This is a genomic window from Cellulomonas sp. B6, from assembly GCF_001462455.1.
In the GTDB taxonomy this organism is placed as follows: Bacteria; Actinomycetota; Actinomycetes; order Actinomycetales; family Cellulomonadaceae; genus Cellulomonas.
Window position 1 is genome coordinate 1 of sequence record NZ_LNTD01000081.1, and the last position, 12,332, is coordinate 12,332.

Genomic DNA, 12,332 nt, shown 5'->3' on the forward strand with positions numbered 1-12,332 from the left:
TGACACACGGGGCGTTCCGGACATCCCGGACGGCGCGGGTTTCACCCCGCCCTTCGCCCGGACGGCCCCCACGTGCGGACGCCTGGACCCGCGCGTGGTGCCCTCGTGGGCAGGGCCCTCGTGGGGTCCGTCGGCCGCGGGCGCGGCGACCCCGGGGTCGCCGGCGCCGGGTGCTGGTCGGGCGGTCGCCGTCAGGTCCACCCGAGGATCGTGACACACGGGGCGTTCCGGACATCCCGGACGGCGCGGGTTTCACCCCGCCCTTCGCCCGGACGGCCCCCACGTGCGGACGCCTGGACCCGCGCGTGGTGCCGTCGTGGGCCCCGGGCGTGGGGCGACCTCAGGCGGCGTGCTGCGCGTCGGCCGCGTCCTGCGCCGCGACGCGCTGCGGGGCGCGCACCCGGTCCGCGGGGTGCAGCACCTGCAGGTGCGGGCGCGACGTCACGCGGTACCGCACCTGCACGCCCCAGTGCTTGCGCGCCCACCACGCCGCGGCAACCGACACCGCGAGCGCCGTGATCGAGCCGATCCCGATCGACCACCGGGCGCCGAACGTCTCGCCGATCCAGCCGACGACCGGGGAGCCCACGGGCGTGGCACCGAGGAAGACGATCATGTAGAGCGACATCACCCGGCCGCGCATCGCGGGGTCGGTCGACATCTGGATGCTCGAGTTCGCGGCCGTCATCATCGTGAGCGACGCGAGGCCGACGGGGATGCACGCGACCGCGAAGCTCGCGTACGTCGGCATGAGGGCGAGCACGCCCGTCGCGATCCCGAACGCGAAGGCCGAGCCGATGACCAGGCGCACGCGCGGCCGGTCGCGGCGCGCCGCGAGCAGCGCACCGGTCAGCGAGCCGATCGCGAGCACCGACCCGAGGATCCCGTACTCCTGCGCGCCGCGGCCGAACTCGGTGCGAGCCATGAGCGCGCTCGTGAGCTGGAAGTTCAGGCCGAACGTCGAGACCACCCCGACGACCGCCATGATGACGACGATGTCGGAGCGGTTGCGCACGTAGGCGATGCCCTCGCGGATCTGCCCCTTGGCGCGCGGTGCGTGCGGCATCGGGTAGAGCTCGGAGCGCCGCATCGCGACCAGCGACAGGATCGTGGCCCCGAACGTCGCGGCGTTGATGACGAACACCCAGCCGCTGCCCACGGCCGCGATGAGCAGCCCGGCGAGCCCGGGGCCGACCAGTCGCGCGGCGTTGAACGACGCGCTGTTGAGGCCGACGGCGTTGGACAGCCGCGACTGCGGGACGAGCTCGGCGACGAACGTCTGGCGCACGGGCGCGTCGATCGCCGTGACGACGCCGAGCATCCCGGCGAACAGGTACACGTGCCAGAGCTGGGCGTGGCCGGACAGCACGAGCGCGCCGAGCCCGGCCGCCAGCGCGCCCTGCGCGACCTGCGTCAGCACGAGGAGCTTGCGGCGGTCGAACCGGTCGGCGAGCAGGCCCGCCCACGCGGACAGCACGAGCGTCGGGGCGAACTGCAGCGCGGTCGTGATGCCGACGGCCACGCCGGAGTCGTCCGAGAGCTCGGTGAGGACGAGCCAGTCCTGCGCGACGCGCTGCATCCAGGTGCCGACGTTCGCCACGAGGGCGCCGGCGAACCAGAAGCGGTAGTTGCGGTACGACAGGGACGAGAAGGTGGCACTCACGACGCGGCGATCCTCCGGAGCAGCTCGGACGCCGCGACGAGCGTCGCGCGCTCGTCGGCCGTCAGCCCGGTGAGACGTGCCGACAGCCACGCGTCGCGACGGCGACGGGTCTCGGTGACCTCGTCCTCGCCCTGCGGCGTGAGGGTGACGACGACCTGACGGCCGTCGGTGGGGTGCTCGTCCTTGCGCACGAGCCCGCGGTCGACGAGGCAGTTGACGGTGCGGGTCATGGCGGGGGCCGCGATGCGCTCGTGGTCGGCGAGCCGCCCGGGCGTCATCGGCCCCTCGCGCAGCAGGATCGCGAGCACGTTGAACTGGGGGTCGGACAGACCCGCGTCCCCGCGCTCGCCCTTGAGGCGACGGGTGGTGCGGCCGAGCGTGACGCGCAGCTCGGTCGCCAGCGCGAGGTCCGGGTGGACGGACGTGGGCGCGTCGGGGAGACGGGGACCGACCGGGGGTGCGAGGTCCGGTTCGATGGTCACAGGTCATTACCTTACATCATTACCTACAGTCATGAAGTGTCGTCGCCCGGCCGTGGACGTGTCTTGCGCCGTCACCCGCCGGTGCGGAACAGTCGGACGATGGGGAGGGGATCGTGACTCGTGGCTCTGACTGGGACGTCGCCAACGACGCCCTCGCCGTCGAGCGCCTGCTGGCGTCGTCGACCGACCCGGTGACGCACCGCGCCACCCCGATCTCCCTGACCCCCGAGTGCGAGCGGACGCGCGGCGAGTCCGCCGTCCTCACGGTCGTCGCGCTCGGCTACGACACCGCCACGACGCGCACCCTGCCCGGCCGCGCGCGCGGCCTCGACGCCGCCGAACGCGTGCTGTGCCGCGACCTCGAGCGCTGGGCGGACCGCGCCGGGTCCGTCGTCGCGATCGGCGAGGCGTCGGCCGCCCTGCTCGTCATGTCCACGCCCGAGGACGCCCGTGCGCTGCGCGCGCGACTCCCCGAGCTCCACGCGCAGCTCGACCGCGCGGCCGGCCCCGCACCGCTCGTCACGACGTCCCAGGGCCCGTCGAGCGACTCCTCCGACGTGGTCGCCCGCGCGGTCGAGCGGCTCGTGGCACCGCCCGGGTCGCTGCCCGCGCAGGACCACTGGACCGACCTGCGCTCGACCCGCCGCCCCGTGTGGGACGCCCGCACCGGTGCACGGTTCGGCACCCAGGTGCGCCTGCACGCGTACGGGGCCGACGGCCCGCACGCCGAACGCGCCGAAGGTCTGCTCGCCGTGACGCGGGCCCCGCGGTTCGCCGACGCCGCCGTCGCGACGTGCGACGCGGTCGGTCGCGCGGTGGTGCCCGACCTCGACGACGGGCCCGTCGTGTGGGACGCGACGGCCGTGCTCTCCGGGACCGGCCCGGCCCGCACGACGCTGGTCCAGGCGCTCGTCGACCGGTGCCCGCCCGGCACGTGGGTCGGCGTCGCCGCGTGGCTCGCCGAGCTCCCCGAGGTCGTCGACGCGCTGCGGGCGCTGCGCAGCCGCGGGCACCGCGTCGTCCTGACCGGTTACGGCGCCGGGCGCGAGCCGCTCGTCGCGCTCGACAAGCTGCCCGTCGACGCGCTGCTGCTCGACCCGCACCTCGAGCGCGGCGCGCGCCTGGGCGCCGAGGACCACGCGGTGCACGCCGCCGTGCTCGAGCACGCCGACCGTGCCGGCGTCGTCGCGCTCACGGCCGCCCGCAGCGCGGTCGACCTGCACCGGCACCCGGCGCCCGCCCGCGCGCCGCGCACGGCGGACCCCGGCGGCGAGGTCCTCGAACGTGCGCGGCTGCTCGGGCTGACGCTGCGCGAGACGGCCCTGCTCGTCAACGCCGCCCAGGCGCCGTCGTCGCCGGCGGCGCGCTGGGACCGGTACGACGTCGCGATGCACTGGGCACGTGCCGCCTCCTGACGCTCGCCGCGGGGACCGGTGGAGCCGGCCCGGGGTGCTCGCGGTCGCCCTGCTGGTCGTGGCGGTCGGCCTCGGCGCGGCCGCCGCGCTGACCGCGGGGCGCGACGACGACCCCGCCGACCCGGCCGCGCCCTCCTGGGCGACGGCCGACCTCGACGACTACGCCGCGCAGCTGCTCGCGGCCTCCGACGCCGCGCGCACGGGTACCGGGGCCACCGCCTGGGAGCCGGCGCCGTGCGCACGGGCCGCGGCCGCCGAGCGCGCGGCGGCCCTCGTCGGCGCGGATCTCGAGCACGCACCGCTCGGGCCGGTGCTGGCCGCGTGCGCGCCGCTCACCACCGCGGCCGAGAACCTGTCCCGGGCCGCCGCTCCGCCGCGGGACGTCGTCGAGGCGTGGATGGGGTCGGCGGGGCACCGCGCGAACATCGAGGACCCCGCGCTCACGCAGGCGGGTGCGGCGTGCGTGCACGACGCGGGCGAGGTGCTGTGCTCGCTCGTGCTCGTCGGCCCCTGACGGCCGGGCAGGGCTAGCGCCCGGGCCGACGTGCGACGTCAGGGGCGGCCGAGGGCCCGGTAGGTCCAGCCGGCGGCACGCCACGCGGCCGGGTCGAGCACGTTGCGGCCGTCGACGATCGCGCGGTGCGCGACGAGCTGGCCGACCTCGGCCGGGTCGAGGTCGCGGTACTCGGCCCACTCGGTGGCCAGGACGACCGCGTCGGCCTGCTGCACCGCCTCGTGCGCCGTGCTCGCGAACTTGATGTCGGGCCACTTGGCCCGGGCGTTCTCGACCGCCTGCGGGTCGGTGACGGTCACGTGCGCGCCCTGCAGCTGCATCTGCGCCGCGACCGACAGCGCCGGGGAGTCCCGCACGTCGTCGCTGTCCGGCTTGAACGCCGCCCCGAGGACCGCGACCCGCCGCCCGACGATCGAGCCGGCGCAGACCTCCCGCACCAGGTCCACGACGCGCACGCGGCGCCGCATGTTGATCGCGTCGACCTCGCGCAGGAACGACAGCGCCTGGTCCACGCCCAGCTCGCCGGCGCGCGCCATGAACGCGCGGATGTCCTTGGGCAGGCAGCCGCCGCCGAACCCGAGGCCGGCGTTGAGGAACCGACGGCCGATGCGCGCGTCGTAGCCGATCGCGTCCGCGAGGCGCGTGACGTCGGCACCCGTGGCCTCGCACAGCTCGGCCATGGCGTTGATGAACGAGATCTTGGTCGCGAGGAACGAGTTGGCCGCGACCTTCACGAGCTGGGCCGTGGCGTAGTCGGTGACGACGAGCGGCGTGCCCTCCGACAGCGGGGTCGCGTAGACCTCGTCGAGCAGGGCGCGCGCGGCCTCGCCCTCCGGCGTCGGGACGCCCGCCTCGGTCGGCAGGCCGTAGACCAGTCGGTCGGGGTGCAGCGTGTCCTTGACCGCGAAGCCCTCACGCAGGAACTCGGGGTTCCACACCAGCGTCGCGCCGGTGCCGGCGAGCCGGGCGGCGAGGTCCTCCGCGGTGCCGACCGGGACCGTCGACTTGCCGGCCACGACGTCACCCGGCGCGAGGTGGGGCACGAGCGCGGTGAACGCGGAGTCGACGTAGGACAGGTCGGCCCGGAACTCGCCGTGCTGCTGCGGCGTGCCGACGCACAGGAAGTGGACCTGCGCGCCCGCGGCGTCCGCCATGTCGGTGCTGAAGGTCAGGCGCCCGGTGTCGGCGACCTTCGCGAGGAGCTCGGGCAGACCGGGCTCGTAGAACGGCGCCGTGCCGGCGGCGAGCCGCGCGACCTTGCCGGGGTCGACGTCGATCCCGACGACGTCGTGGCCGAGGGACGCCATGCTGGCCGCATGGACCGCCCCGAGGTAGCCGCAGCCGATGACCGAGATCCGCATGATGTCCCCCCGCTGCCGAGTGCCGTCCGGTCGCAGGCTACCGGGACGAACGGTTCGGAACGGGAGTGACGCCGGTCACACGACGCACCCGCCGGGTCGCCGCAGCGCTGCTCGCGCCGTACCTCACCGCGGTCGCGGTCGTGACCCTGTCCCCCGCACCGGCGAGCGACGAGACGCTCGGCACGGTGCGCGCGGTCGTCGCCTGGCTGGCCCGGCACGGCCTGCCGGTCACGTACCTGGGCGTCGAGGCGGTGGCCAACGTCGTGATGTTCGTGCCGTTCGGCGTGCTGGTGGGGCTCCTGGTGCGGCGGTGGTGGGCCGTGGTGCTGCTCGCGGCCGCGACGTCGACGCTGGTCGAGACGGTGCAGCTGGCGTTGCCGACCCGGGTCTCGACGATCCAGGACGTGGTCATGAACACCCTGGGCGCGGGCGTGGGCGTCGCCGCCCTGGTGGCGGTGGCCCGCGCGCGGGCGCGCCGCGCCGCGGCGCGGTGACGCCGCGGGTGCGCGCCGGGACGCCGCGGGTGCGCGCCGGGACGCCGCGGGTGCGCGCCGGGACGCCGACGGGCCGGGGCCCCGCGCGCGTGCGCGGCGTCCCGGCCCGTCGGGCGCCCGGGGCGCCGGGTCGTCAGAGCCCGAGCGCCTGCTGGATCGGCCCGAGCGCGAAGTAGACGACGAACGCCCCCGCCGCACCCCACATGAGCGGGTGGATCGTGCGGGCGCGGCCAAGCGCGACCTTGACGACGACGTACGCGATGAACCCCGCACCGATGCCCACCGAGATCGAGTAGGTGAAGGGCATGAGCGCGAGCGTGAGGAATGCGGGGATCGCGACCTCGGGCGACTTCCAGTCGAGGTCGGCGACCTGCGACACCATGAGGAACCCGACGACGACCAGGACCGGCGCGGCCGCCTCCGACGGGACCATCGCGACCAGCGGCGACAGGAAGGTCGCCAGCAGGAACGCGACACCCGTGACGACCGACGCCAGGCCCGTGCGAGCACCCTCGGCGACGCCCGACGTCGACTCGACGTAGGCGGTGTTCGACGACACCGAGCCCATGCCGCCCGCGACGGCGGCGAGCGAGTCGACCACGAGGATCTGCTTCGACCGCGGCGGGGTGCCCTCGGCGTCGAGCAGCTTCGCCTCCTGGCCGACGGCGACCATCGTGCCCATCGTGTCGAAGAAGTCGGCCAGCAGGATCGAGAAGACGAGGACGACGACCGCCAGGACGCCGATCTTGCCGACCGCGCCGAGCAGCGAGAACTGCCCCAGCAGCGACAGGTCGGGCACCGAGAAGACGGAGTCGGGCAGCGAGGGCACGTTCTGGTGCCACCCGGTCGGGTTGTCCGCACCGGACGCGCCGACCTTCGCCCACGCCTCGACCGCGAGCGCGACCACGGTCGTGCCGACGACCGCGTAGAGCAGCCCGCCCCGCACCTTCTTGACCATGAGGACGATCGCGGCGACCAGGCCCACGACGAAGACCAGCACGGGCCACCCGGACAGCGAGCCGCCCGTCCCGAGCTCGAGCGGCGTGCCCTGCCCCTGGTGCACGAAGCCCGCGTTGACGAAGCCGATGAGCGCGATGAACAGGCCGATGCCGACGCCGATCGCGCCCTTGAGGCTGCGCGGGACGGCCCGGAAGACGGCGGTCCGGAAGCCCGTGAGCACGAGGGCGAGGATCACCAGGCCCTCGAGCACGACGATGCCCATCGCGTCCGCCCAGGTCATGCCCGGCAGCTGCGCGATGGTGTAGGCGACGACCGCGTTGAGGCCCAGGCCGGCCGCGAGCGCGATCGGGAAGTTCGCGACCAGGCCCATCGCGATCGACAGGATGCCGGCGATGAGCGCCGTCGCGGCCGCGATCATCGCGAGGTTCGGGGAGTCCCCGCCACCGAGGAACTGGCCGGTGCTGTCCGGCAGGGTCCCGATGATGAGCGGGTTGAGCACGATGATGTAGCTCATCGTGAAGAAGGTGACGAGACCGCCACGGATCTCGTTGCCGATGGTCGAGCCGCGCTCGGTGATCTGGAAGAAGCGGTCGATCGCGCCGCGCGGTGCCGCGGGGGCGTCGCCGACCTTCTCCTCGGGGGGAGTAGTCGCCATGGCGCGCAGTGTGGCAGAGCACAGGTCCTCCACACATGGGACGTCCAGGCCCTGAGCGGCCGGCGAGCCCTCCCGCGCACGGCGCTCCCCCGGCCGACGCCGGCCCGACGCGGATCACGGACGTCCCGGTCGGGCGTCCACATTCCTGCAGGACGTGCGTCCATTTTCTTCTGGACGCGTGTCCGGCAATTCAGGACGCGCGTCCAGATTTCTCCGCCGGGGCCTGCCGACCGACACCCTCACGTGTGAAATGAATGTTGCCGACGAGGGAACATCTCGCTACGCCACCACGCCTGACCTGCACTGATGTTCGCACCGGGCGTGTCGACAGCGCGCGCGAATCATCCCACCCCATCGCCATTCGCCCGGATCCGGTATAGCGTCCGCACCAGCATCTGCTTGAACTGGGGGGTAAAGCAGAATGACGTCCACGACGCATGTCCAGCCACTGTTCCCGGCACGCCGACGGTCACGCACGGCGCCGCTGACCTGGTCCACCACGCTCGCGCAGCGCCTCGCGGTCACCGACGGTCTCGCCGTCGCCCTGGCCGTCGGCGTCGCCTACCTCGTGCGGTTCCCGATCGACGGCCACGCGTACGTCTCGGGCGAGTTCTCGCCCAGCTACCTGGCAGTCTCGATCTCGCTGTTCGCGACGTGGTTCGCGGCGCTGGGGGTCGGACGCACGCGCGACCGCCGGCTCCTCGGCGGCGGGTCCGCCGAGTTCGCCCGCGTCTTCGAGGTCACGTGGCACCTGTTCGCCGGCGTCGCGATCATCGCGTTCCTGTTCCGCATGGAGATCGGCCGGGGGTACCTGGGCATCGCGGCACCGCTCGGGCTGGCCCTCCTGCTGGCGAACCGCGCGTGGTGGCGACGCGAGCTGCGCCGACTCCGCGCGTCCGGCGAGGCGCAGGTCCCCGTGCTGGTCATCGGGCCCTGGCACAAGGCCGCCAACCTGGTCGCCGACCTGCAGCGCGACCCCGAGGCGGGGTACCGGGTGGTCGGGGTGTGCCTCCCCGACGGCACGACGCCCGAGGTGCGCTCGATCGACGGCGTGCCCGTGCTGGGGAACCACACGCAGGCCGCCGTCATCGCGGTCCGGCACGGCGTCGCCGCGGTCGCGGTCGCCGGTTCGGACGCCATGGACAGGGAAGCCGTGCGCCAGCTGGGCTGGGACCTCGAGGGGACCGGCATCGACCTCGCGCTCACCATGGCCCTGACCGACGTCGCCGGCCCCCGCGTGCTCATGCAGCCCGTCAACGGCATGCCGCTGATGTACGTCGACGCCCCGCAGTTCAAGGGGGCGAAGTACGTGCTCAAGTCGCTGGTCGACTGGTTCGGGGCCGCCGCGGTGACGCTCGTCCTGTCCCCTGTCCTGCTGGCGGTCGCGCTGGTCGTGCGCACGACCAGCCCCGGGCCCGTGCTGTACGCGCAGGAACGCATCGGCAAGGACGGGAGCACGTTCCGGATGCTGAAGTTCCGCTCGATGCACGTCGGAGCCCACGACCGTCTCGCGGAGGTCCTCGCCGCGGAGGGGGTCGACGCCGTCGGCGCCTTCTACAAGCCGAAGAACGACCCGCGTGTGACGAGGGTCGGCCGGATCCTGCGGCGCTACTCCCTCGACGAGCTGCCTCAGCTGTTCAACGTGCTGCGCGGCGAGATGAGCCTGGTCGGCCCGCGCCCGCAGATCGCGGCCGAGGTCGCCACCTACGACCGGGCCGCTCACCGCAGGCTCCTGGTGAAGCCAGGACTCACCGGTCTCTGGCAGGTCTCGGGGCGCTCCAACCTCGACGCACGATCGGCGATGCGCCTCGACGTGAGCTACGTCGAGAACTGGACGCTGTTCACCGACCTGGCGATCCTCGCCCGCACCGCCCGCGCGATGCTCGCCGCCGAGGGTGCGCGGTGACCCGGACGACGACCGGGCCGGCATGAGCCCCCGACGCGGCGTCGAGATCGTGCACTGGAACCCTCGACGCAACAGGCTGCGCTTCCTGCACCGCTTCGCGATCGGGCCGCGCGTCGGCAACTTCGGCGACCTGCTCGGCCCGCTCGTCACGTCGATGGTGCTCCCCGCGGTCGGTCTGGCCGCGGGCGCACGGCCACCCGAGCCACGGCGGCTCCTGACGGTCGGCTCGATCCTGCACCTCGCGCGGGACGGCGACACCGTCTGGGGCTCGGGCGTCAACGGCAAGGAGCCGGTCGAGTCGCACCGTGCGCGGCGGCTCGACGTCCGAGCGGTGCGCGGCCCCGCGACGGCGGCGTGGGTCCAGGAGCACCTGCAGATCGAGGTCCCGCCGGTGTTCGGGGACCCGGCGCTGCTGCTGCCGGTCCTGCTGCCCGAGCTGCTCGACGTCGACCGCACGACCCGGCTCTCGGTGGTCCCGAACCTCCACGACCTGTCGCGGTACGCCGGTCACCCGGACCTCGTGGACCCGCGCGGCGACCCGCTGGCCGTCGTCAGCCGGATCGCCCGGTCGGAGGCCGTCGTGACCTCCTCGCTGCACGGTCTCGTCGTCGCAGAGGCCTTCGGCATCCCGTGCGCACTCGTCCGGGCGGGCGTCGAGCCGGAGTTCAAGTACCTCGACTACGCCGGTGGGACGGGACGTGGCGAGCTGCGGACGTTCGACGACCCCGTCAGCGCGACCAGGTACGCGACCTCGCCCGGTGCCGCACGCGAGCCCGCGCTGGCCGGCTGGGACCCGACCGCGCTCCTCGACGCGTTCCCGGTCGACCTGTGGGACACGAGCCGCGTCCTGCCGCCGTCCGGCGACACGGTCCCGACGTCGTCGCCGGACGACCCGCACCCACCGAGGCGACGCACGTACGCCGAGACGCCTGCCCGACACGCCGACAGGAGCAGCCGTGCCACCTGAGACCGACACCGACTTCCTCGTCCACGCCCGCAGCGCGACGCTGGCGACGCTCGCGGAGGCGCTCCGCGGCGCGCGCGACGTCGCCCTCCTCGACGTGCCGAACCAGCGCAACGTGGGTGACGCGCTGATCCTCGCCGGCCAGCTCGCCTACCTCGAGGAGCTGGGCGTTCGCATCCGCTACGTGTCGGACCTGCACTTCTTCGACCCGGACCGGTTGCGCAGCGCGATGCCCACGGGGACCGTCCTGCTGCACGGCGGCGGCAACCTCGGAGACCTGTGGCCCGGCCACCAGGACTACCGCGAGGAGGTCGTCCGGACGCTCCACGACTACCCCGTGGTCCAGCTGCCCCAGAGCGTCTACTTCCAGGACCGCCGACGTGCGGCGAACGCCGATCGTGTCCTCGGCTCCCACCCCGACCTCCTCCTGCTGCTGCGCGAACCCGCGTCGCAGGACCGCGCCCAGACGCAGCTGCCGAACGTCCGGCAGGCCTTCTGCCACGACATGGCGCTCGGGCACCGACCTCGCCCGTCGGACCCGGACCGCACGCGGGACGTGCTGCTCGTGCTGGCCAGGCAGGACAAGGAGCGTGCGCACGACCTCCCCGCCATCGCACGGCCGCTCGCCGGACGGCTCGAGACACGGGTCACCGACTGGGCGCCGGAGGGTGTCCTCGGAACAGCCTGGCGCGCGGCACGGACCACGGCACGGTTCTCCGGACGCGTCGAACGCCGACTCGGGCCGGGCGGCACGTCGACCGCGGTCAACCGGCTCACGCGGCACGCGCTGTGGACGATCAACCGCGCGGCCGTCGCGGGCGGTACGGCCGTGTACCGGGACGCCGCGGTCGCGCTCGTCGACCGGCTCCACGCGCACGTGCTCGCGGGTCTGCTGGGGGTCGAGCACGTCGTGCTGGACAACAGCTACGGCAAGGTCGGCGCGGTCTACGAGGCCTACACCCACGGCTTCCGCACCGCGCACTTCGCGTCCAGCGAGGACGAGGCGCAGGAGATCCTCGCGAGCCTCGTCCACGCGAGCGCCTGATGCTGACCTTCGTCACGTCGCTGCGCCACCCCCAGAACTCGGCCGACTACGCGTTCGTGGAGCAGCTCCTCCACGAGACCCTCGCGTCGGTGACGGCACAGGTCGGTGCCGAGTTCACGGTCGTCGTGGTGGGCAACCGCCGACCCGCCGGCGACCTGGACCCCCGGGTGGAGTTCGTGGAGGTCGACTTCCCGGCACCGGCCCCCGCATCGGGGCCCCGGACCGCGCGCGCCCCGTTCGTCTGGGACAAGGGCACCAAGATCGGCACGGGGCTGCTCGCCGCGGTGAAGCACGCCCCCACGCACGTGATGATCTTCGACGCCGACGACTTCGTCCACCGCGACCTCGCGCGGTTCGTCGCCGCCCACGAGCCCGACCAGGGGTGGTTCGTGGACCGCGGCTGGATGTACTCCCGCGCTCGGGGGGTGTACGTCGAGCAGCAGGCGTTCCACCGGGCGTGCGGCACGTCGCTCGTCGTGCCGTTCGGGGCGTACTCCGTGCCCGCCGACCTCGACGTCGGCGCGACCCAGCAGGAGATCAGCGACGCGTTCGGTGAACGACTGCCCCGCGTGCTCGGTGCCCACCGCGACGCGGTGGAGTGGTTCTCGGGGCACGGGGTCGGCATGGCTCCGCTGCCGTTCGAGGGCGCGATCTACCACGTCGACACCGGCGAGAACCACTCGGGCAAGTCGTTGCGGGGCCGCGCCCACCCCTACGACGCCCGCATGGCACGCGACTTCTCCGTCCCGCGCACGCAGTCGCGGTCCTCCGCGTGGTGGTGGTCCCGAGGACCCCGGCCGTTCGTCGAGTCCGCGCGGCGCCGCATCGGGGCCGACCGTGACGGTCGCCCGGCCGCCGCCCGGCCATGACCGG

At 74.0% G+C, this 12,332-nt stretch carries 11 protein-coding genes; 7 read left to right on the forward strand and 4 right to left on the reverse strand.

Annotated features, from left to right (window positions below):
- Positions 1-340: 340 nt before the first annotated feature.
- Complete coding sequence (locus tag ATM99_RS07210) at positions 341-1,663, reverse strand: MFS transporter (RefSeq protein ID WP_062102241.1); 1,323 nt, start codon at positions 1,661-1,663, stop codon at positions 341-343.
- Positions 1,660-2,145, reverse strand: a complete 486-nt coding sequence (locus tag ATM99_RS07215; RefSeq protein WP_369798021.1) for a MarR family winged helix-turn-helix transcriptional regulator — start codon at positions 2,143-2,145, stop codon at positions 1,660-1,662. The genes ATM99_RS07210 and ATM99_RS07215 overlap by 4 nt, the downstream gene beginning before the upstream one ends.
- A 113-nt stretch (positions 2,146-2,258) precedes the next feature.
- On the opposite strand from ATM99_RS07215, the gene ATM99_RS07220 reads away from it, so the two are divergent.
- Positions 2,259-3,560, forward strand: a complete 1,302-nt coding sequence (locus tag ATM99_RS07220; protein ID WP_062102242.1) for a hypothetical protein — start codon at positions 2,259-2,261, stop codon at positions 3,558-3,560.
- Positions 3,547-4,074, forward strand: a complete 528-nt coding sequence (locus ATM99_RS07225; protein WP_082659389.1) for a CAP domain-containing protein — start codon at positions 3,547-3,549, stop codon at positions 4,072-4,074. Before ATM99_RS07220 ends, ATM99_RS07225 begins: the two co-directional genes overlap by 14 nt.
- Before the next feature lie 38 nt (positions 4,075-4,112).
- On the opposite strand, the gene ATM99_RS07230 is transcribed toward ATM99_RS07225, so the two are convergent.
- Positions 4,113-5,435 carry a UDP-glucose/GDP-mannose dehydrogenase family protein gene (locus ATM99_RS07230; protein ID WP_062102244.1) on the reverse strand — a complete coding sequence of 441 codons (1,323 nt, stop codon included), beginning with the start codon at positions 5,433-5,435 and terminating at the stop codon, positions 4,113-4,115.
- Positions 5,436-5,575: 140 nt separating this feature from the next.
- On the opposite strand from ATM99_RS07230, the gene ATM99_RS07235 reads away from it, so the two are divergent.
- Positions 5,576-5,929 carry a VanZ family protein gene (locus ATM99_RS07235; protein ID WP_369798022.1) on the forward strand — a complete coding sequence of 118 codons (354 nt, stop codon included), beginning with the start codon at positions 5,576-5,578 and terminating at the stop codon, positions 5,927-5,929.
- Between the two features lie 133 nt (positions 5,930-6,062).
- Here ATM99_RS07235 and ATM99_RS07240 read toward each other — a convergent pair whose 3' ends face one another.
- Positions 6,063-7,544 (reverse strand): NCS2 family permease, encoded by a 1,482-nt coding sequence (locus tag ATM99_RS07240; RefSeq protein ID WP_062102246.1) that lies wholly within the window; start codon positions 7,542-7,544, stop codon positions 6,063-6,065.
- Between the two features lie 421 nt (positions 7,545-7,965).
- Between ATM99_RS07240 and ATM99_RS07245 the strand changes: the two genes are divergently transcribed.
- From ATM99_RS07245 to ATM99_RS07260, 4 genes are read left to right on the forward strand one after another with little or no spacing between them, the layout of a single operon-like run.
- Positions 7,966-9,450 carry a sugar transferase gene (locus ATM99_RS07245; RefSeq protein WP_062102247.1) on the forward strand — a complete coding sequence of 495 codons (1,485 nt, stop codon included), beginning with the start codon at positions 7,966-7,968 and terminating at the stop codon, positions 9,448-9,450.
- Between the two features lie 22 nt (positions 9,451-9,472).
- The gene (locus tag ATM99_RS07250) at positions 9,473-10,417 is read left to right on the forward strand and encodes a polysaccharide pyruvyl transferase family protein (protein ID WP_082659402.1); all 945 of its coding nucleotides are present in this window, start codon (positions 9,473-9,475) and stop codon (positions 10,415-10,417) included.
- Positions 10,407-11,459, forward strand: a complete 1,053-nt coding sequence (locus ATM99_RS07255) for a polysaccharide pyruvyl transferase family protein (RefSeq protein WP_062102248.1) — start codon at positions 10,407-10,409, stop codon at positions 11,457-11,459. Before ATM99_RS07250 ends, ATM99_RS07255 begins: the two co-directional genes overlap by 11 nt.
- Positions 11,459-12,328 (forward strand): hypothetical protein, encoded by an 870-nt coding sequence (locus ATM99_RS07260; RefSeq protein ID WP_062102249.1) that lies wholly within the window; start codon positions 11,459-11,461, stop codon positions 12,326-12,328. The genes ATM99_RS07255 and ATM99_RS07260 overlap by 1 nt, the downstream gene beginning before the upstream one ends.
- The last annotated feature ends 4 nt before the right edge of the window (positions 12,329-12,332 follow it).